The 18,862-nt window shown below is 73.6% G+C and carries 16 protein-coding genes; 8 read left to right on the top strand and 8 right to left on the bottom strand.

The window, feature by feature from the left end:
* The first annotated feature begins 50 nt into the window (after positions 1 to 50).
* The 4 genes from ABZX85_RS12485 to ABZX85_RS12470 all read left to right on the top strand — a co-directional run bounded on the left by ABZX85_RS12485 (position 51) and on the right by ABZX85_RS12470 (position 3,109).
* Positions 51 to 1,289 carry an MFS transporter gene (locus tag ABZX85_RS12485; protein ID WP_355865769.1) on the top strand — a complete coding sequence of 413 codons (1,239 nt, stop codon included), beginning with the start codon at positions 51 to 53 and terminating at the stop codon, positions 1,287 to 1,289.
* A gap of 4 nt (positions 1,290 to 1,293) precedes the next feature.
* On the top strand, positions 1,294 to 2,316 hold the full coding sequence (locus tag ABZX85_RS12480) for a zinc-dependent alcohol dehydrogenase family protein (protein WP_355865766.1): 1,023 nt from the start codon (positions 1,294 to 1,296) through the stop codon (positions 2,314 to 2,316).
* A 98-nt stretch (positions 2,317 to 2,414) separates the two neighbouring features.
* Entirely contained in the window at positions 2,415 to 2,843 is a 429-nt protein-coding gene (locus tag ABZX85_RS12475) for a DUF1622 domain-containing protein (RefSeq protein WP_355865763.1), read from the top strand.
* Positions 2,840 to 3,109, top strand: coding sequence for a hypothetical protein (locus ABZX85_RS12470; protein ID WP_355865760.1), 270 nt, complete (start codon positions 2,840 to 2,842; stop codon positions 3,107 to 3,109). The genes ABZX85_RS12475 and ABZX85_RS12470 overlap by 4 nt, the downstream gene beginning before the upstream one ends.
* 24 nt (positions 3,110 to 3,133) lie before the next feature.
* Here ABZX85_RS12470 and ABZX85_RS12465 read toward each other — a convergent pair whose 3' ends face one another.
* Genes ABZX85_RS12465 through ABZX85_RS12455 form a run of 3 tightly spaced genes read right to left on the bottom strand, consistent with a single transcriptional unit; the run spans position 3,134 to position 6,462 of the window.
* Entirely contained in the window at positions 3,134 to 4,081 is a 948-nt protein-coding gene (locus ABZX85_RS12465; RefSeq protein WP_355865757.1) for an alpha/beta hydrolase, read from the bottom strand.
* Positions 4,078 to 4,971, bottom strand: a complete 894-nt coding sequence (locus ABZX85_RS12460; protein WP_355865754.1) for an alpha/beta fold hydrolase — start codon at positions 4,969 to 4,971, stop codon at positions 4,078 to 4,080. Before ABZX85_RS12460 ends, ABZX85_RS12465 begins: the two co-directional genes overlap by 4 nt.
* 9 nt (positions 4,972 to 4,980) lie before the next feature.
* Positions 4,981 to 6,462 carry an MFS transporter gene (locus ABZX85_RS12455; RefSeq protein ID WP_355865751.1) on the bottom strand — a complete coding sequence of 494 codons (1,482 nt, stop codon included), beginning with the start codon at positions 6,460 to 6,462 and terminating at the stop codon, positions 4,981 to 4,983.
* Between the two features lie 151 nt (positions 6,463 to 6,613).
* Here ABZX85_RS12455 and ABZX85_RS12450 point away from each other — a divergent pair, with 151 nt between their 5' ends.
* Entirely contained in the window at positions 6,614 to 7,087 is a 474-nt protein-coding gene (locus ABZX85_RS12450; protein WP_355865748.1) for a MarR family transcriptional regulator, read from the top strand.
* 23 nt (positions 7,088 to 7,110) lie between these two features.
* Here ABZX85_RS12450 and ABZX85_RS12445 read toward each other — a convergent pair whose 3' ends face one another.
* The 5 genes from ABZX85_RS12445 to ABZX85_RS12425 all read right to left on the bottom strand — a co-directional run bounded on the left by ABZX85_RS12445 (position 7,111) and on the right by ABZX85_RS12425 (position 14,474).
* Positions 7,111 to 9,726 (bottom strand): glycoside hydrolase family 78 protein, encoded by a 2,616-nt coding sequence (locus ABZX85_RS12445; protein WP_355865745.1) that lies wholly within the window; start codon positions 9,724 to 9,726, stop codon positions 7,111 to 7,113.
* Positions 9,727 to 10,112: 386 nt separating this feature from the next.
* Positions 10,113 to 11,102, bottom strand: a complete 990-nt coding sequence (locus ABZX85_RS12440) for a sugar-binding domain-containing protein (protein WP_355865742.1) — start codon at positions 11,100 to 11,102, stop codon at positions 10,113 to 10,115.
* Positions 11,103 to 11,146: 44 nt separating this feature from the next.
* Entirely contained in the window at positions 11,147 to 12,622 is a 1,476-nt protein-coding gene (locus ABZX85_RS12435; RefSeq protein ID WP_355865739.1) for an FGGY family carbohydrate kinase, read from the bottom strand.
* Positions 12,619 to 13,596 carry a transketolase C-terminal domain-containing protein gene (locus tag ABZX85_RS12430; RefSeq protein WP_355865736.1) on the bottom strand — a complete coding sequence of 326 codons (978 nt, stop codon included), beginning with the start codon at positions 13,594 to 13,596 and terminating at the stop codon, positions 12,619 to 12,621. Before ABZX85_RS12430 ends, ABZX85_RS12435 begins: the two co-directional genes overlap by 4 nt.
* On the bottom strand, positions 13,593 to 14,474 hold the full coding sequence (locus tag ABZX85_RS12425) for a transketolase (RefSeq protein WP_355865733.1): 882 nt from the start codon (positions 14,472 to 14,474) through the stop codon (positions 13,593 to 13,595). The genes ABZX85_RS12430 and ABZX85_RS12425 overlap by 4 nt, the downstream gene beginning before the upstream one ends.
* A gap of 175 nt (positions 14,475 to 14,649) precedes the next feature.
* Between ABZX85_RS12425 and ABZX85_RS12420 the strand changes: the two genes are divergently transcribed.
* The 3 genes from ABZX85_RS12420 to ABZX85_RS12410 all read left to right on the top strand — a co-directional run bounded on the left by ABZX85_RS12420 (position 14,650) and on the right by ABZX85_RS12410 (position 18,557).
* Positions 14,650 to 15,639 carry a TIM barrel protein gene (locus ABZX85_RS12420; RefSeq protein ID WP_355865730.1) on the top strand — a complete coding sequence of 330 codons (990 nt, stop codon included), beginning with the start codon at positions 14,650 to 14,652 and terminating at the stop codon, positions 15,637 to 15,639.
* Positions 15,639 to 17,435, top strand: coding sequence for a DUF5605 domain-containing protein (locus ABZX85_RS12415; RefSeq protein ID WP_355865727.1), 1,797 nt, complete (start codon positions 15,639 to 15,641; stop codon positions 17,433 to 17,435). Before ABZX85_RS12420 ends, ABZX85_RS12415 begins: the two co-directional genes overlap by 1 nt.
* A 126-nt stretch (positions 17,436 to 17,561) precedes the next feature.
* On the top strand, positions 17,562 to 18,557 hold the full coding sequence (locus ABZX85_RS12410; RefSeq protein ID WP_355865724.1) for a LacI family DNA-binding transcriptional regulator: 996 nt from the start codon (positions 17,562 to 17,564) through the stop codon (positions 18,555 to 18,557).
* Positions 18,558 to 18,862: the final 305 nt, after the last annotated feature.

The raw sequence follows: 18,862 nt of genomic DNA, 5'->3' as shown, positions 1-18,862 counted from the left end.
GGACCCGCGAAGACCCGCGAAGACCCGCGAAGACCTGTGGAGACCGCACCATGAGCACACGAGCCGGAGCCGCGCCGGCTCCCGTCGAGGAACCGGCCCGAGGCCGGGACCGGCTGCCGTCCGTCGTCCACGCCCTGGCGCTCGGCACCTTCCTGATGGGGACCACCGAGTTCGTCGTGGCCGGTCTCCTCCCGGAGATCGCCGGGGACCTGGACGTGAGCGTGGCCCGCGCCGGCCTGCTGATCACCGTGTTCGCGGTCGGCATGATCGTCGGCGCCCCGCTGACCGCGATGCTGACGCTGCGCCTGCCGAACCGGCTGACCCTGACGCTCGCGCTGGCGGTCTTCGCGGCGGGCCACGCCGTCGTCGCCGCCGGCTCCGGCTTCGGGGTGCTGCTCGCGGCGCGGTTCGTGACGGCGCTGGCGACCGGGGCGTTCTGGTCGGTCGCCAACGTGGTGGCCGCGCGAGCCGCCGGTCCCGCCGCGCGCTCCCGTGCGCTGGGGGTCGTCGGGTCCGGGGCGATGCTCGCCAACGTCGTCGGCGTCCCCCTCGGCGCGTTCGCCGGGCAGTTCCTCGGGTGGCGGGGACCGTTCTGGGTGCTCGCGGCGCTGGGGACGGCCGCCGTCGCGCTGATCGTCCGGCACGTCCCGGCCGCCGGTCCCGGCGAGCGCGGGGTGTCGGTCCGCTCCGAGCTGGGCGCGCTGCGGTCCGGGCGGGTGTGGCTGACGCTGGCCGCGTGCGCGACGACGAACGCCGCCGTGCTCGGGACGTACGCGTACGTCGCCCCGCTGCTCACCGACGGCGCCGGGATCGACTCGGCGCTCGTCCCGCTGGTGCTCGTCGGGTTCGGCGCCGGCGCGCTGGCGGGGTCCCTGGCCGGGGGCCGGCTGGGGGACGTCCGCCCGTACGCGACGACCGTGGTCGCGGCCGGTGCCACCGCCGTGATCCTGCTCGCGGTCCGGCTGCTGTCGGGCTCCGCCGTGCCGGTGACCGTGCTGATCGTCCTCCTCGGGTTCTTCGGCCTCGGCGCGAACCCGGTGCTGATCTCGCTGGCCGTCCGCTTCGCGGGACGCGCGCCGACGCTCGGCTCCGCGCTCACCGTCTCCGCGTTCAACCTCGGCACCGCCGCCGGGTCCTGGCTCGCCGGGATCGGCCTCGGATCGGGGCTCGGTGCGGTCGGACCCGCGACGGTCGGCGCCGCCGTCGCCGTCCTCACCCTCTTTCCCACGATCGCGCTCGCCGGTATCGGCGCGGGCCGGTCGCACGACAACCGAAACGATCAGGAGTGACCCCATGCGCGCGGCAGTCATGCACGCCCCCGGCGACGTCCGGGTGGAAGAGATCCCCGACCCGCAGATCCTCGCCCCCACCGACGCGATCATCAGACTCACGGCGGCCTGCGTCTGCGGCTCGGACCTGTGGCCCTACCGGGGGGTCGAGGCGTTGTACGGCCCCACGCCGATGGGGCACGAATACGTCGGCGTCGTCGTGGAGACCGGGAGCGAGGTCACCAACGTCTCCGTCGGCCAGCACGTCATCGGCTCGTTCGTCGCCTCCTGCGGCGTCTGCGCGATCTGCCGCTCCGGGTACCCGTCCTCGTGCGTCGACCGGGTGTTCATGGCGCAGGTCGGCACCCAGTCGGAGTACGCGCGCATCCCGCACGCGAACGGCACCCTCGTACCACTGCCGGGCGTCCCCGACGAGGATCTCGTCCCGCACCTGCTCGCCGCCTCCGACGTCCTCGGGACGGGGTGGTTCGGTGCCGTCGCCGCCGAGGCGGGGCCCGGTAAGACGGTCGCCGTCGTCGGGGACGGCGCGGTCGGGCTGCTCGGGGTGCTGGCCGCGAGGCGGCTCGGCGCGGAACGGGTCGTCGCGATGAGCCGGCACACCTCCCGGCAGAAGCTCGCGCTGGAGTTCGGCGCGACGGACATCGTCAGCGAACGGGGCGACGAAGGGGTGGCCCGCGTCAAGGAGCTGACCGGGGGGCTCGGCGCGCACTCCGTGATCGAGGCCGTGGGCACGCAGGAGTCCATGCAGCAGGCGATCCGCTCCACCCGGGGCGGCGGACACGTCGGCTTCGTCGGCCTCAACTACGGCGTCGCCCTCAGCGGCGAGGAGCTCTTCATGTCCCAGGTCCACCTCTTCGGCGGACCCGCGCCCGTCCGCACGTACCTCCCCGAACTCGTCGACCTCATCTGGCGGCGCGAGATCCACCCCGGAAGGGTCTTCGACCTGACGCTCCCCCTCGCCGACGCGGCCGAGGCGTACCGGGCGATGGACGAACGGCGCGCGGTCAAGGCGCTCCTCATGGTGTGAGCGCGCGGAGGCCAGGTGGCCGTACGTGGATCGCCGCCGCCGGTGCCCCGCACGACCATGGGCGTGGAGCCTTCGCCGGCTTCCGGAGGGAGTGAGGTGTGGCGCACGCGGACGGGTATCTGCTGCCGGAGTCGACGTTGAAGGACGTCGTCGACACGCTGGTGCATCTGGTGGAGTTCGCCGGTGCGCTGGTTATTTTTATCGGCGCGCTGTGGGCCTTCGTGCAGCTCCTGAAGGGGGCGATTCCCTGGGGGCGGGCCCCGGTGCGTGAACCCCGGTGGGAGTTCAACCGCATCCGGCTGTCGATGGGGCGGTTCCTGACGCTGGGGCTGGAGTTCCAGCTCGCCGGGGACATCCTGCGGACGGCGGTCGCGCCGACGTTCACCGAGATCGGGCAGCTCGCCGCGATCGCGGCCATCCGTACGGCCCTGAACTATTTCCTCGGCAAGGAGATCGAGAAGGAGCGCGAGGAGGTCGAGCGGGCGCCGGGCGGGGGGAGCGCCGCCGGCCCGGCGGTCCCCTCATGACGACGCTTCTGCGGCAGGCGGCCCTCCTCGTGACGCTTCTCGGGCTCCTTTCCGCCGCCTGCGCGGCCGTGAGCCTGCGCCGGGTCCAGCCGACGGTCGCCCTGCTCACCGACTTCCTCCTCGCCGCCGGCCTCATCCGCCTCGCCGCCCAGCCGTCGTGGACGTCACTGGCCGTCGCGGCGGTGACGATCGCCGTGCGGCTGGTGGTCAACGCGGGATTGCGGGTGCTGGACGCGCGACGGGGGGTGGGGGCCGCGCCCGGGTGAGTGGGCCGAGGGGTCGAACCCCGGTCAGCGCAGGTCCTCCAAGAACTCCAGCAGCATCCCGTTCACCTCCTCCGGCCGTTCCTGCTGGACCCAGTGACCGGCTCCGGGCACGGTCGCCCTGGGCAGGGGGAGCGCCGCGACGAACTCCTCCATCCCCGGCAGCACCCGCGCGGGATCGCGCTCCCCGACGACGTACAGCGCGGGCCGCCGGACGGTCGCGCCGGCCCAGGCGCCGGTGAGTTCCCAGGTGCGGTCCATCGCGCGGTACCAGTTGAGGCCGCCGGTGAAGCCGGAGGCGCGGAACGAGTCGGCGAAGACGTCCAGGTCGGCCTCGGTGAGCCAGGGGGAGGGGGCCGGGGGCTCGGGGAGGCGGTCGACGAGGCTGGTGCCGGGCGGGATCATCAGGGGGATGGGGACGGGGTCGTTGGCGGGGTTGTCGCCGGACAGGTTGTAGAACATGCGGCGCAACGTCGTCCGGGGATCGCGCCCGTACTCGGCGTCCGCGACCCCGGGCTCCTCGAAGTGGTTCCAGTAGTAGTGCCCGGCGTAGCGCTCACGCGTCGTCCGCAAGGGCGGTGCCTCCCCCCGGTAGTTCGGCGGCACGCTCAGCCCGACGACCCCGCGCACGACGTCCGGCCGCAGCAGCGCCGTCTGCCAGGCCACCAGCGCCCCGTAGTCGTGCCCGACGACGACGGCCTCCCGCTCCCCGAGCGCCTGGACGAGCCCGACGACGTCACCGACGAGGTGGAGCATGGTGTACTCGTCCACGGCCCCGGGACGGTCGCTCTCCCCGTACCCCCGCTGGTCGGGGACGACGACACGGTGACCGGCGGCGACCAGCGCCGGGATCTGGTGCCGCCACGAGTACCAGCACTCGGGGAACCCGTGCAGCAGCACCACCAGCGGCCCTTCCCCCGCCTCCGCCACCCGCAGCCGGACGCCGTTCGTCTCGATGAACCTGTGCGTGATCATGCCGCGTCCCGCGCGCGATACGCCTCGATGTGCTCCAGCACGAGCCTGCCGACGGCGTCCGGGCGGTCGAGCTGGAGGAAGTGACCGGCGCCGTCGAGGTGTTCGAAGCGCCACGGCCCGTCGACCCACTCCCCGGAGCGTGCCATCTGCTCCAGCCCGCAGTAGGCGTCACCGCTGGGCCACACGCCGAGGACGGGGACGGAGACGCGGGGGACGACGCGCCGTACGGACGCGGGGTGGGCGTTGGCGCGGTAGCAGTCGACGAGGGCGCGCAGTGCGCCGGGCCGCTCCAGGTCGTGTATCCAGGCGTCCGTCTCGGGGTGGTGGCGCATCCACCAGCGGAACGTGGACCAGGGCCCGCCCTCGCCCTCGGCGTCGCCGCGCAGCCAGTCCTCGGCGTCGGGCAGCAGCAGCCGCAGCCTGTACCAGGACAGTTGCCGCTGCTCGTGACCGGACGCCCGGCGGGCGCCCGGATGGCCGACGGACAGCGCGGTGAGGGACCGCACCCGGTCCGGCCGGGCGGCGGCCATCGACCAGACGGGCAGCGCGCCCCGGTCGTGGCCGACGAGGTGGAAGGTGCCGGCGCCGAGCGCGTCGGCGACGGCCCACAGGGACTCCTCGTCCTTGGCGGTGGTGTAGTGCTCCGTCCCCTCGGGGATGTCCGAGTCGCCGTGGCCGAGGAGGTCCGGCGCGAGCACCCGCAGGCCCGCCGACACGAGGGCGGGGATCTGGTGGCGGTAGACCGCGGACGAGTCGGGGATGCCGTGGACGAGCAGGACGGTCTCCGGCCCGGTCCCGGCCTCGTGGACGGCGACGCGGTGCTCACCGAAGGGGACGTGGTGGAGCCGCGTCCCGGTGAGCCGGTGGAAGGGGGGTGTGCGGTCGGTCATGGGGGGTCCCTACTTGGCGGGGCACATCTCGGGCTCGGCCGGGCTCGTGGCCTCGGCGGTGTGGTGCCGTGCGGGCCCGATGCGGCGCAGGCCGAACCAGGCCGTCGGCGCGATCAGGGCGAGGCCGGCCGCGCCGAGGACGAAACTCAGGGTGAACTGCGACTGGGCGGGCAGGCCCGGGTGCGCGGGGAGGGTCCGGGAGGCGAGGACGGTGGTGACGACCGCGCTGCCGACGGCGCCCCCGGCGGAGCGGGCGATGGAGTTGATGCCGTTGGCGACACCCGTCTGGTGGAGAGGGACGCTGGCGACGGTGATCGCGGGCATCGCCGCGTACCCGAGGCTCCCGGCGGCCCCCATCAGGACGCTGCCGGCGACCACGGACACGGTGTGGGCGTGGTCCGCGACGATCCAGGCGAAGCCCGCCGTGCCGAGCCCCGACGCCGCCAGCAGGACGGCGCGCGGGCCGTACCGGGTGACGAGCCGGCCGCCGACGGGCGCGAGGACCAGGGAGATCAGGGAGACCGGCAGCAGGTAGACCACCGACGCGCGCAGCACGCTCGCCCCGAAGCCGTACCCCGCGAGCCCCGGCGGGAGCTGCGCCAGCGCGGACACCCCGACGAAGAGCGCGAACATCCCGAAGCCGACCAGGAGCCCGACGACGTTGGAGAGCAGGACCGGCGGATGGGCGAACATCCGCATGTCCACCAGCGGTTCGGGCACCCGCAGCTCGATCAGCACCCACACCGCCGCCGCGACGACGGCCCCGGCGAAGCAGCCGACCGCCCGCGCCGAGGACCACCCCCACTCGTGCCCCTGCGTCACCGGCAGCAGGACCAGCACCAGCGCCGCGGCGAGGGCGACGGCGCCGGGGACGTCCGTACGGCCCTTCGTCGTGTGGCGGGTGGCGGGGACGACGAGGACGACGGCGACCAAGGTGACCACGGACAGGGCGGTGGTCAGCCAGAACACGTCCCGGTAGTCGGGGTGCGCGCCGGAGGTCAGCAGTCCGGCGGCGACCAGCGCGATCCCGCTGCCGAACGCGAAGGCGCCGCTGACCGCCGCCATCGCGCCGTGCAGCCGCTCCGGGCGGATCTCGTCCCGCAGGATCGACAGCGCCAGCGGGAAGATCGCCGTCGCGGCGCCCTGGAGCGCCCGCGCCGTGATCAGCCAGGGCAGGGAGTGCGTGGCGGCGGCCAGCACGGTGCCGGAGATCAGGACGACGAGGACGGCGACGAGGGTGGACTTCTTGCCGTGCTGGTCGCCGAAGCGGCCCAGCAGCGGGGTGAAGACGGCGGCCGACAGCAGGGTCACGGTGGTGACCCAGCCGGCGCCGGCCGGCGTGGTGTGCAGGCTCGACTGGATGAGACCCAGGATCGGGACGACGAGCGTCTGCATCATCGACACGAGCATCGAGGCCAGGCCGAGGGTGAGAACGACGGCCCGGTCGGGCGGGCGGGGATGCGGGGGAGGGGTGCCAGTGGACGTGCCCATGGGGGCGGACTCCTTCGGCCGGTCACAGGGGAATGCTTGAAGACCTCGAAGGATGAGGTGTTCAAGGATCGGTGCGCAGCCGACAGTAGGACCGATGCTTGAGGTGGTCAAGTATGTAAGTTCTCAAGTGATCCGGGTAGGCTCCGCAGGCATGAGCACCCCCGCGCCCGCCTCCGTGAAGCCGTCCGCCCCCTCCAAGGTCGAACTGCTGGAGCTCCTCTCGGCGGTCGGCGGCGCGGTGTGCCAGGACTTCGCGTCCGCCGCCGCCCCGCACGGCCTCACCCACATGCAGGTCAAGGTCCTCACCCACGTCCACCGCGACCCCGCCTCCATGCGCGAGATCGCCGAGGCCCTCGCCTGCGACGCCTCCAACATCACCGGCATCGTCGACCGCCTCGAAGCGGGCGGCCACGTACGCCGCGAGGTCAGCCCCACCGACCGCCGCGTCAAGAACGTCGTCGCCACCGACGCCGGCCGCGCCGTCCTGCGCACCATCCGGGGCACGATGCAGGCCCACGGCGCCGTCGACACCCTCGACCCGGACGAACGCACCCTGCTCTACGGCCTGTTGGAGCGACTACGCCCCCAGATCGAGCGCGGCGGCGCGGCCCACACCGCGACCTGAACCGCCCGGAGAACCTCCGCTCGTCAGTACCGCGCCGGAGTCTCCTCCCACACGTCCTCGTCCACCGGCCGGAACGGCGTCCGGAACCAATGGCGCCCCGACCCCACCTCCACCCCCTCCGAGGCGCCGGGCAGCTCGACCCGCGCCGTGGTGTTCGGCGGGACCACCACCCGCACGGTCAGCTCCCCGCCCTCCCGCGACCACGCCACCTCGGCCCTCCCGTACGGCGTCTCGTGCGCCGCCGAGGCATGCGCGAGCCGCCCGCCGGGACGCGGACGCACCAGCAGCGCGCGGTAGCCGGGAGCCGCCGGCGCCAACCCGGCGACGCTGCGGTGCAGATGATCGGCGACCGCGCCGAGGGCGTAGTGGTTGAACGACGTCATGTCACCCGGGTTCACCGAACCGTCGGGCAGCATGCTGTCCCAGCGCTCCCAGATCGTCGTCGCCCCCATGGTCACCGGGTAGAGCCACGACGGACAGACCCGCTCCAGCAGCATCCGGTACGCCGTGTCGTACGCGCCCGCCTCGCACAGCGCGTCGCAGATGAGCGGCGTCCCCACGAACCCGGTGCCGATCCGGAACCCGCCGTCGCGCACCAGCTCCGCCAACCGGCGTCCGGCGCGCTCCCGTTGCTCCGGCTCCGGCAGCAGCGCGAACCGCAGCGCCAGCGCGTACGCCGTCTGGGAGTCGCTGACCAGCCGGCCGCCGGGAGTGACGTACTCCTTGCCGAACGCGGCCCGGACGGCGTCCGCCAACTCCCCATAGCGGGCGGCGTCCTCGTGCTCGCCGAGCACGGTGGCGGTCCTCGCGAGGAGGTCGGCCGAGTGGACCCGGTAGGCGGTGGCGACGAGGTGGCCGTCGGTGCGGGCCTCGAAGGGGCGGTCCGGCGGGGCGGACGGGTCGAGCCAGTCGCCCAACTGGAGGCCCTCGTCCCAGAGTTGGCGCTCGCCGGTGAGTTCGGCGATCCCGTCGACCCACGCCTTCATGCTCGCGTACTGGTCCCGCAGGACACCCGCGTCGCCGAACCGGCCGTACAGCACCCACGGCACGATCACCGCCGCGTCCCCCCAGGCGGCGAACGGCCGCTCCGGGAACGTCAGCTCGAACCCCGGTACCCACAGCGGCGGATACCCCTCCGGGCTCTGCTGGAGCGCGAGATCCTTCAGCCAGGAGCGGACCAGGCCCGCGCAGTCGTGGAGGAACGACGCGGTCGGCGCGAAGACCTGGAGGTCACCGGTCCAGCCGAGCCGTTCGTCGCGCTGCGGACAGTCCGTGGGGACGTCGAGGAAGTTGCCGCGCATGCTCCACACCACGTTCTCGTGGAGCCGCTCCAGCAGCGGATCGGACGCCGTGAACCAGCCGGTGCGCCGCATGTCCGTGTGGCAGACGACCGCGACGACGTCGAGCGCGAGCCCCTCCGGCCAGCCGTCGACCTCCGCGTACCGGAAGCCGTGGAAGGTGAACCGGGGCTCCCACTCCTCGACGCCCTCGCCGCGCAGGACGTACGTGTCCGTCGCCGCCGCGCCCCGCAGCGGGCGCACCCCCAGCTCGCCGTCCTCCAGGATCTCGGCGTGGCGCAGGGTGACCGCCCGGCCCGCCTCGCCGCTGACGCGGATGCGGAGCCGGCCGACCAGGTTCTGGCCGAAGTCCAGGAGGGTGCGGCCGGCGGGGGAGGTGAGGACGGCGACGGGGGAGACGGTCTCGATCCGGCGTACGGGGGGTCCGTCGGGGGAGACCAGGCGGGCGAGGTCCTCGCCGTCGAGGACGTCGACGGGGAGCCAGTCGCGGTCGTCGCAACCGGGCGCCGACCAGCCTCGTCGTTCGCGGCGCGCGTCGTGGGTCTCGCCCTCGTAGAGGCCGGACGCGGTGACCGGGCCGGTCGAGGCGCGCCAGTGCGGGCCGGTGCCGTACGTCTGTGTCGTCCCGTCGGCGTAGGCCAGTTCGAGCTGGGCGAGGAGGGCGAGGCGGTCGCCGTAGATGTCGGCGCGGCCTCCGTCGAAGCCGAGCCGGCCCCGGTACCAGCCGTCGGCCAGCAGCGCGCCGAGCACGTTGTCGCCGTCGCGGACCAGGGAGGTCACGTCGTACGTCTGGTAGCGCAGGCGCTTCGGGTAGTGGGTCCAGCCGGGGGACAGGACGTGGTCGCCCACCCGGACGCCGTTCAGCTCCAGCTCGTACACACCGAGCGCGGTGGCGTACAGCCGCGCCGACACCACCGGGCCGCGCACCTCGAACCCGCCCCGCAGCAGCGGGGGTTGCCGGTCGTCCACCGCCGGCGACACGAACCGGGCGCTCCAGTCGCCGGGTAGCAGGAGCCCCGCCTCGACGGGAGTGTCGTCCGACCAGGGCCCGGGCTCGCCGTCGCTCTCGCCGCGTACGCGTACGGCGACCAGGAGCCGTTCGCGGGAGCGCAGGGGGCGGGCGGGCCAGGGCACGAGGACGGATCCACCGGACCCGCACGCCCACTCCCCGACCACACTCCCGTCGGCGTCCCGCACCCGGACCTCGTACGCGGCCTGCCGCCAGCCGGGGGTGTCGGTGGCGACCGTCCAGGACAGCCGGGGGTGGGTCTCGCCGATACCGAAGGGTTCGCGGTGATGTTCGAAGCGGAGGGTTGTGACCTGCGGGTGAGTGTTCGTCATGGCCGGCCTCTCGGGGGTGGCGGACGGGACGGGGGTGAGGGGACGTGGCCGGGCTGCGGGGGTGATGACTTGGGCGAGTGCGGGCTCGGGGGTGAGGGGAGGCGCGCGGGCGGGCCGGGATCGGACTGCGGCGGTGATGCTTTTGGCGGCGGGTGTGCGTGCGGCTCGGAGGGGGCGATGTCTTCGGCGGCGGTGGGTACTTGTGCGGGTTCGGGGCCGACGCCCGTTCTCGTGGCGGAGCCCGCGTCAGCCGCGTGGGGCCGGGGGCCGGGCACGCGGCGGCGGTCGTCGAGGGCCGCGTCCCGCAGGCCCCGGTTCCGCAGGCCCCGGTTCCGCAGGCCCCGGCCCTTCGAGGCACGGTCCTCAGAGCTCAACTCCCCCGTCCCTCACGGTTCTTCGAGCAGCCTGCGTGCCGTGCTGATGTCGGTGACCAGGGCTGTGATCCAGCGGCCCCGGACCGCGCCGCGTACGGCGGTGTACTTGCTGTCGCCGCCCGCGACGGCGATCCGGCGGGAGACGCTGCGGAGTTGGTCGACGGAGACGCCGATGGTGCGTTCGCCGAGTCCGGCGTCGACGTGGACGCCGTCCTCGTCGAAGAAGCGCTGGCAGATGTCGCCGACCGCGCCGAGCCCGCGCAGCCGGGTGATCTCGTTCTCGGCGACGGCGTTGCCGCTGAGGCGCAGCAGGGGGGACGGCTGGAGGCTGCCGATGCCGACGAGGACGGACGTCAGCCGCTGCCACGCCTGGCTGACCTCCAGGACCGCCGGGTCGTGCAGCAGGGAGAGCCGGGCCTGCGCGGAGCCGACGAGGCCGGGGGCGCGGACGAACAGCGGGGTGGCGCCGGTGAGTTCGGCGAGGCGCGCGGTGAGCCGGGTGGCCTGCACCTGGCCCTGCGGATCGCCCATGCCGCCCATCAGCTGGACGACCTTGTCGGCGCCCTGCGGCCGGGCCGGCTGCATCGCCGCGACCGCCGCGAGAAGGGTCTCGCTCCAGGTGGAGACGCCGATGACGTCGTCGGTGCGGAACGCGGTGTCGAGATACGTGGCCGCCGCCGAACCGAGCGCGCGCAGCAGGGTGCGGGGGTGGTCCAGGACGTCGTCCCCGTCGACGATGACGACGTCGGCGAGACCGTAGCGGCCGGCGAGCGCGTCTTCGAGCTCGCTGTGGATACCCGCCGGTGAGACCACGATCGTACGGACCACGCCCGTCTCGGTCGCCTGGCGCAGCAGCCGGGAGACCCCGGCCTGCGAGAGGCCGAGGGCCTTGGCTATCTCGGCCTGCCGCAGCCCGCGCTCGTGGTACATGCGCGCGACACGGACGATCAGCCTCAGCCGGTCGGCCGATTCGCTGCTGGTGGGGTCAGGTGGCTGAAGCACAGGACGCACCTTACTGTTTGCGGAGTCCGCCGACTGAGTGGTTGTCACGGCCCCCGGTGGCCGCGGGCGCGAGCCACCGCCTCGTGCCAGGAGGCCAGCGCCCGTTCCCGCTCTGCGGCCGTGCCGCGCGGACGGTGGACGTCCTCGGCGCGGGCGAGCCCGGCGAGCCGGTCCTTGGTGAAGACGCCGAGCGCGCAGCCCGCGAGGTGCGCGGCGCCGAGCGCGGACACGTCCCGGGCCCGGGGGCGCCGTACGACGCGTCCCGAGGTGTCGGCCTGGAGCTGCATGAGGGCCGCGTTGTCGGTGGCGCCGCCGTCGGCGAGCAGCGCGCCGACCCGGCCGGACGCGGTGTCGAGCCCCGCGACCACGTCCTCGACCTGGAAGGCGACCGACTCCAGCGCGGCGCGGGCGAGTTGGGGGAGGCCGGTGGCGAAGGTGAGCCCGCACAGCAGGCCGGTGGCGTCGTTGTCCCACCAGGGCGCGGCGAGCCCGCCGAACGCCGGGACGAGCCGGACGCCCGCCGAGTCCGGCGCGGCCCGCGCCGCGAGGTCCGCCTCGTCGGTGCCGAGGAGTCCGGCGAGCCAGCGCAGGGTGGCGCCGGAGGAGCGGATGTTGCCCTCCAGGGCGTACGCGGGGGTGCCGTCGTCCCAGGCGAGGGTGAGGCAGAGCGGGGAGCCGGCGGCCCGGTCGGGTCCGGCGATCAGGCCCATCACCGACGACCCGGTGCCGTAGGTGACCTTGACGCTCCCGGGGACGAACACACCGTGCCCGAACAGCGCGGCGTGCGAGTCGCCGAGCACGGCGGCGACGGGCGTGCCGTCGGCCAGCGGGGCGAGACCGCGTACGGCGGGGAAGGGGCCGGTCGAGGGGGTGATGCGGGGGAGGACCTCGCGGGGGACGTCGAAGAGGTCCAGGAGGTCCGCGTCCCAGTCACGGGTGCGGACGTCGAGGAGCTGGGTGCGGGCCGCGTTGCCGACCTCGACGACGTGTTCGGCGCCGTCGCTCAGCCGCCACAGGAGCCAGGAGTCGACGGTGCCCAGGCACAGTTCGCCGCGCCGGGAGCGGGAGCGGTCCGGGTCGTGGGTGTCGAGGAGCCACTGCGCCTTGAGCGCGCTGAACATGGGGTCGAGCGGGAGCCCGGTGACGGCGCGGACGTCGTCCCCGGCGCCGTCGGCGAGCAGTTCGGCGCACCGGTCGGCCGTCCGCCGGTCCTGCCAGCCGAGGAGCGTGCCGAGCGGGCGTCCCGTCGCGCGCTCCCACAGCAGGCACGATTCGCGCTGGGTGGAGAGGCCGACGCCGGCCACCCGGGCGGGGTCGTGTCCGGCGAGGCATTTGCCGACGGCCTCGACGACGCTGTCCCAGATCTGTCCGGGGGACTGCTCCACCCAGCCGGGGCGCGGGTGGTCGACGGAGAGCGGGGCGGAGGCCGAGGCGACGACGGCGCCGGTGCCGTCGACGAGGAGCGCCTTGGTCGCGGAGGTGCCCTGGTCGACGGCGAGCAGCAGGGGGCGGTCCGTCATGACGCCGCCAGGCCGAGGACGTCGCGCGCGGCGCGGTGGATGCCGTCGGCGGTGAGCCCGAAGTGTTCGAGGAGTCCCTCGGCGCTCCCGGTGGGCGCGAAGCCGGTGACGCCGAGCAGCCGCAGCGGCAGGGGGCGGTGCTGGCCGGTGACGGAGGCGACGGCGGCGCCCAGGCCGCCGCTGAGCGTGGCCTCCTCGGCGACGACGAGTCCCCGGGTGCCGTCGGCGGCGCGGCGGATCTCGTCCTCGTCGAGCGGGTCGACGAACGGGACGTTGAGGACGCGCGCCGAGATGCCCTGCCCGGCGAGCAGGCCGGCGGCGGTGAGGGCGCGGGAAACCATCGTCCCGATGGCGACGAGCGTGACGTCGTCCCCCTCGCGCAGGACCTGTGCGCGGCCGTACGCGAAGGGGGCGTCCGGCGGGGTGACGTCGGGGACCTTGAAGCGGGGGATGCGCAGATAGCTGGGGCCGTCGTGGGCGTGGGCCCAGCGCAGCGCGGCGCGGGTCTGGGCGCGGTCGGCGGGGACGACGACGGAGAGGTCGGCCACGGCACGCAGCCACGACAGGTCCTCCACCGAGTGGTGGGTGGGCCCGAGTTCGCCGTACGCGAGGCCGGGGCTCTGGCCGCACAGGATCACCCGGAACCCGCTGTAGGCGCAGTCCGCCTTGATCTGCTCCAGCGCCCGCCCGGTGAGGAAGGGCCCGGCGCAGGAGACGAAGGGGACGAGACCGGCGTTGGCGAGCCCGGCGCCGACGCCGACCATGTTCTGCTCGGCGATGCCGACGTTGATGAGCCGGTCGGGAAACTCCTCGCGGAACGCGGCGAGGTTGCTGGAGCCGACGGAGTCGTTGCAGACGGCGACGACGCGTTCGTCCTCGCGGGCGAGGGCGATCAGCTCCTCGGCGAAGGCGGTGCGGCAGTCGTACACGGGGGCCTCGGGGGACGTGGTGCGGGGGACGGTGGTCTCGGTCAACGGGTCAGCTCCTCGACGGCGGCCCGGACCTGGGCCGGGGTGGGGACCTTGTGGTGCCATTCGACGCGGTCCTCGATGAACGACACGCCCTTGCCCTTGACGGTGTGCGCGACGACGGCGACGGGCCGGCCGGTGGTGGAGGGGGCGAACGCGGTGAGCAGGGCGGCGTGGTCGTGCCCGTCGGTCTCGCGGACCTCCCAGCCGAAGGCGGCGAACCGTTCCGCCAGCGGGTCGAGCGTGACGGTGTCCTCGGTGCGCGCCCCCTGCTGGAGCCGGTTGCGGTCGACGACCGCGCACAGCCGGGCGAGGCGCTGGTGGCCGGCGGTCATCGCGGCCTCCCAGTTGCTGCCCTCCTGGAGCTCGCCGTCCCCGAGGACGACGACCGTGCGGGAGGCGTCCCCGCGCAGCCGGGCGCCGAGCGCGCAGCCGACGGCGACCGGGAAGCCGTGCCCCAGGGGGCCGGTGTTGGTCTCGACGCCCGGGACCTTGCGGCGGTCGGGATGGCCGTTGAGCGGGGAGTACGGGGCGGTGAAGCGGGCCAGCTCGGACTCGGGGAAGTAGCCGCAGCTCGCGAGGGTCGCGTAGAGGGCGGCGGCGCAGTGGCCCTTGCTGAGGATGAGGCGGTCGCGGCCGGGGGCGTCGGGACGCGCGGGGTCGACGTCCAGGACGGCGCCGAAGAGGGTGACGAGGATGTCGGTGACGGAGAGGTCGCCGCCGATGTGTCCCAGACCGGCCCGGTCGATCATGCCGATGACCTTGAGCCGTACCTCGGTGGACATCTCCCGCAGCAGGCGCGTGGCGTCCTCGGGGGCGGCGGTGCGGAGGGATTCGCGCAGTGCGCGGTGGTCCGCCGCGGCGGAGAGATCAACGGTGAGCATCTGAATATCCATTCACTCACTAAATTTCTATGTGGCCGGATGATGCGGCGCTTTGTCGTGCGCCGTCAAGGGTTCTGTCCTTGCTGCGCTTTCTCTTGACATCGCCGCTCGGCCAGATCTACGGTCCCGGCCATCAAGGCAACGAAGCCTGAATTAATATTCAGTAGGAGTTGTTGTGGCATCACCTCAGGTCCCTCGTACCTTCACCGGCGGAATGTGGACCTTCGGCCGCATCATCGACCGCTACGCGACCGACGGCTACGGACCCACCGTCCCCACCCTGCGCACCATCGAACTCGCGGCGGAATCCGGGGAACTGGTCGGACTCGACCTCAACTACCCCTTCGACGAAGGCGTGACGGTCGACGACGTCGCCAAGTCCCTCGCCGCGCACGGCCTGAGCGCCGTCAACATCACCCCCGTCATCTACGACCGGGGCTTCCGCAGCGGCTCGTTCACCGCCCCCGACGCCGACACCCGGCGCCGCGCCCTCGACCTCGCCCACGAATCCGTGGACGTGGCCCGCCAGTTGAACGCGCGCTACGTCAAGTTCTGGCCCGGCCAGGACGGCTACGACTACCCGTTCCAGGTCGACTACGCGACCCTGCGCCGGCACGCGGTCGAGGGCATCCGGGACGTCGCCCGCAACTTCCCCGACGTCACCTTCGCCATCGAGTACAAGCTCAAGGAACCCCGCAACCGGCTCTTCTGGTCCACGGCCGCCGCCAGCCTCCTCGCCATCGAGCAGACCGGCGCCGACAACGTCGGCCTGGTCGTCGACTTCGGCCACTCCCTGTTCGCCAAGGAGAACCCCGCCGAGGTCCTCACCCTCGCCCACTCCATGGGCCGCCTCGTCGACATCGAACTCGACGACAACTACCGCGAGTGGGACGACGACCTCACCGCCGGCGCCCTCCACCTCGTGGAGACCCTGGAGTTCCTGCACGTCGTCCGCGAGATCGGCTGGAGCGAGCCCCTCAAGCTCGACCTCTTCCCCTACCGCGAGGACCCGCGCCGCGCCGTCGCCGAATCGGTCGCCACCCTGCGCGCCCTGGAGGACAAGGCCGCCGCCCTGCCCCTCGGCGAACTGCGCGCCGCCCAGTCCGCGCACGACGCGATGACCGTCCAGCGCATCGTCCGCCGCGCACTCCTCGGAGGTGAGTGATGCCCTACGGCCCCACGTCGACCCTCGGTGAGGTCCTGCGCAACAAGCAGGCCGAGGCGGTGGTCCGCCGCCACCTCACCGGCATCGTCAACGCCCCCCTGGAGGTCCAGCTCCGCTACGCCCCCCTGGAGCAGGTCACCGGCTTCCTCGAAGGGATGCGCGCGGACCCCGCCGCCCGCGACGCCTTCTACACCGAACTCGCCGCCGTCGACGACACGGCAGGCGACCCGCCCCGCCCGCCGGAGACCCCCGACGCCCCGTCCCCCGACTACGAACCCGACGACGTCGAGCCCGGCAGCGCACGCCTGATCGCCCCGGCGACGGCCACCCGCTGGCGCACCGTCGAACTCGAACTCCACGGCCCCGCGCACGGCAACCCCTTCACCGACGTCACCCTGACCGCCGAGTTCCGCCTGGGCGAGCGCACCCTCACCGCGCACGGCTTCCACGACGGCGACGGCGTCCACCGCATCCGCTTCCTCCCGGACGAGGAGGGCACCTGGACGTTCCGCACCACCAGCAACGCCCGCTCCCTCGACACGCTCACCGGCTCCCTCGACTGCGGCCCGGCCCTGCCCGGCGACCACGGGCCGGTCCGCGTCCACGGCTTCCACTTCCGGCACGCCGACGGCACCCGCCACCTCCCCGTCGGCACCACCGCCTACGCCTGGACCCACCAGGGGGACGCGCTGGAGGAACAGACCCTGCGGACCCTCGCGGGCAGCCCGTTCAACAAGGTGCGGATGTGCGTCTTCCCCAAGGCGTACCTCTTCAACACCAACGAGCCTCCCCGCTACCCCTTCGCCGGTTCACGCGAGGACGGCTGGGACTTCACCCGCCCCGACCCCGCGTACTTCCGCCGCCTCGAACAGCGCATCGAGCAGCTCGGCGAGCTGGGCATCGAGGCCGACCTGATCCTCTTCCACCCCTACGACCGGTGGGGCTTCTCCGACATGGGGCCCGTCGCCGACGACCGGTACCTGAGGTACGTCGTCTCCCGGCTCGCCGCGTACCCCAACGTGTGGTGGTCCCTGGCCAACGAGTACGACCTGATGTGGTCCAAGGACACCGCCCACTGGCACCGCGCCGCCGCCACCGTCCGCGCCCACGATCCGCACGGCCACCTCCTCGGCGTCCACAACTGCCAGGAGTTCTGGGACAACTCCGTCGACTGGGTCACCCACTCCAGCGTGCAGCGCGTCGACGTCTACCGGACCGCCGAGAACACCGACGACTGGCGCACCCGCTGGGGCAAGCCGGTCGTGGTCGACGAGTGCGGCTACGAGGGCGACATCGACCAGGGCTGGGGGAACCTCACGCCCGAGGAGATGGTCCGGCGCTGCTGGGAGGGCGCGGTCCGGGGCGGGTACGTCGCCCACGGCGAGACCTACCTCGCCGACGACGAGATCCTGTGGTGGGCCAAGGGCGGCGTCCTCAAGGGGGAGAGCCCGGCCCGTATCGCCTTCCTGCGCGACCTCCTCGAACAGACCCCCGGCGACGGAATCGACCCCCTCCCCTCGGAGTGGGACGTCCCCGTCGGCGGCGTCGAAGGGCGCTGCCTCATCACCTACTTCGGCTTCAACCAGCCCCGCCGGCGCACGTTCGTCCTCACCCCCGGCACCCGCTGGGAGGCCGAGGTCATCGACACCTGGAACATGACCGTCACCCGGCTCCCCGGCACCTACGAGGGAGTCTTCACCCTGCCGCTGCCCGCCCGCCCCTACATCGCGGTCCGCCTGTGGGCCGAGGGGCAGCGGCCGGACGGCCCCGGCACCGAGGGAGGCGAGGAGACGTGAGCGCACGAAATCCGGCACGACAGGTCGCCGTCGCGGCACCGCGTTATACGATTCAGCGCCGGAGCGCGGCGACCGCGGCACGAGCGGGACCCCGGCGACCTTCCGAACGCTCCTCAGGAGGCGTCGATGGCGGGCAGGACCGGCCGGGTGACGGCGACGGACGTGGCCAAGGAGGCGGGCGTCTCGCAGGCCACCGTCAGCTACGTGCTCAACGACGCGGCCGGCCAGAAGATCTCCGACCAGACCCGCGAGCGGGTGCTCGCGGCGGTCGCCCGGCTCGGCTACAAGCCGTCGGCGGCGGCCCGCGCCCTGCGCCTGGGCCGCAGCGACCTGGTCCTGATGTTCCTGCCGGGCGTCCCGATCGGGGACACCCTCACGGCCCTGGTCGAGCGGCTCGGCGAAGCCCTCGAACCGCACGGCCTGACCCTCGTCACCCGGCGCGAGCGGCACTCCCCGCTCAAGGCCCTGTGGGGCGAGCTGACGCCGGCCGTCGTGATCATGACCTACGGCGCCCCCGACGAGGAGGCCGCCCGGATGCGCTCGGCGGGCATCGACGTGGTCACCATCGCCCTGGAGGCCCCGGAGCACGGCGAGTGCCTCGTCATCCCGCAGCGCCGGATCGGCGCGATGCAGGTCAGACGGCTCGTCGAGACCGGACACCGGCACATCGGCTACGCCGCGCCCGGCGACCCCAGGGTGCGGGACTTCTTCGAACTGCGGCTCGCCGGGGCCCGCGAGGAGTGCGCCGCGTCGGGCCTGGAACCCCCGGTGGTGTACGACGTGCCGCTGAGTGTCCCGGCCGCCGCCGAGGCCGCCCGGCGCTGGCACACGGCCCTCCCGGCGGTCACCGGTGTGTGCGCCTACAACGACCAGACGGCGTTCGCCCTGCTCGCCGGGGCGCGCCGGGTGGGCCTGACGGCTCCCGGCGACCTCGCGGTCGTCGGCGTCGACAACGACAAGCTGGCGCCGTTCGCGACCCCGCCCCTGACGACCGTCGACAACAACATGGACGCCGTCGTGGGCTGGTTCGTCAAGGTCATCGTCGGCCGGCTGGACGGCCGGCGTCCGGCCGAGCTGCCGGAGACGGTCCCCGTGACGCTCGTGGTGCGCGAGTCCGCCTGACCCGGCGCACACCCCCTCCGAAAAGAACACCTCCGCGGGTCTTGCGACCCAGGACACGTGGCGTCTACGTTACGCACACGTTTCTTACGCTTTTACGTATCAGTGGCTAGGTCGGCCCCTCCACGGCCCGGCCCCGGACCTCGCGCAGCGGTGCACGCCCCCTGAGGCCGGCACCCCCTCCGAGCGGCAGCCCCACCTCCGAGCGGCACTCCCCCCTCACCCCTCGTCTCCACACACCGCGGGCGGCCTCGCCCCGCCGCCCTTCACGAACGCGGAGTACCCCATGCGAAGAATCACTCTGACGG

Source organism: Streptomyces sp. NPDC004539 (assembly GCF_040610055.1).
In the GTDB taxonomy this organism is placed as follows: Bacteria; Actinomycetota; Actinomycetes; order Streptomycetales; family Streptomycetaceae; genus Streptomyces.
Note: the sequence above shows the minus strand (reverse complement) of the source record. Positions and strands in the feature narration are given on the sequence as shown.

Excerpts from the sequence above, each read along its gene's own strand:
- ABZX85_RS12415 (WP_355865727.1), top strand. The coding sequence starts at position 15,639 with ATGCCCTACGGCCCCACGTCGACCCTCGGTGAGGTCCTGCGCAACAAG.
- ABZX85_RS12455 (WP_355865751.1), bottom strand. The coding sequence starts at position 6,462 with ATGGGCACGTCCACTGGCACCCCTCCCCCGCATCCCCGCCCGCCCGAC.
- ABZX85_RS12470 (WP_355865760.1), top strand. The coding sequence starts at position 2,840 with ATGACGACGCTTCTGCGGCAGGCGGCCCTCCTCGTGACGCTTCTCGGG.
- ABZX85_RS12450 (WP_355865748.1), top strand. The coding sequence starts at position 6,614 with ATGAGCACCCCCGCGCCCGCCTCCGTGAAGCCGTCCGCCCCCTCCAAG.
- ABZX85_RS12465 (WP_355865757.1), bottom strand. The coding sequence starts at position 4,081 with ATGATCACGCACAGGTTCATCGAGACGAACGGCGTCCGGCTGCGGGTG.
- ABZX85_RS12460 (WP_355865754.1), bottom strand. The coding sequence starts at position 4,971 with ATGACCGACCGCACACCCCCCTTCCACCGGCTCACCGGGACGCGGCTC.
- ABZX85_RS12445 (WP_355865745.1), bottom strand. The coding sequence starts at position 9,726 with ATGACGAACACTCACCCGCAGGTCACAACCCTCCGCTTCGAACATCAC.
- ABZX85_RS12485 (WP_355865769.1), top strand. The coding sequence starts at position 51 with ATGAGCACACGAGCCGGAGCCGCGCCGGCTCCCGTCGAGGAACCGGCC.
- ABZX85_RS12425 (WP_355865733.1), bottom strand. The coding sequence starts at position 14,474 with ATGCTCACCGTTGATCTCTCCGCCGCGGCGGACCACCGCGCACTGCGC.
- ABZX85_RS12480 (WP_355865766.1), top strand. The coding sequence starts at position 1,294 with ATGCGCGCGGCAGTCATGCACGCCCCCGGCGACGTCCGGGTGGAAGAG.
- ABZX85_RS12435 (WP_355865739.1), bottom strand. The coding sequence starts at position 12,622 with ATGACGGACCGCCCCCTGCTGCTCGCCGTCGACCAGGGCACCTCCGCG.
- ABZX85_RS12410 (WP_355865724.1), top strand. The coding sequence starts at position 17,562 with ATGGCGGGCAGGACCGGCCGGGTGACGGCGACGGACGTGGCCAAGGAG.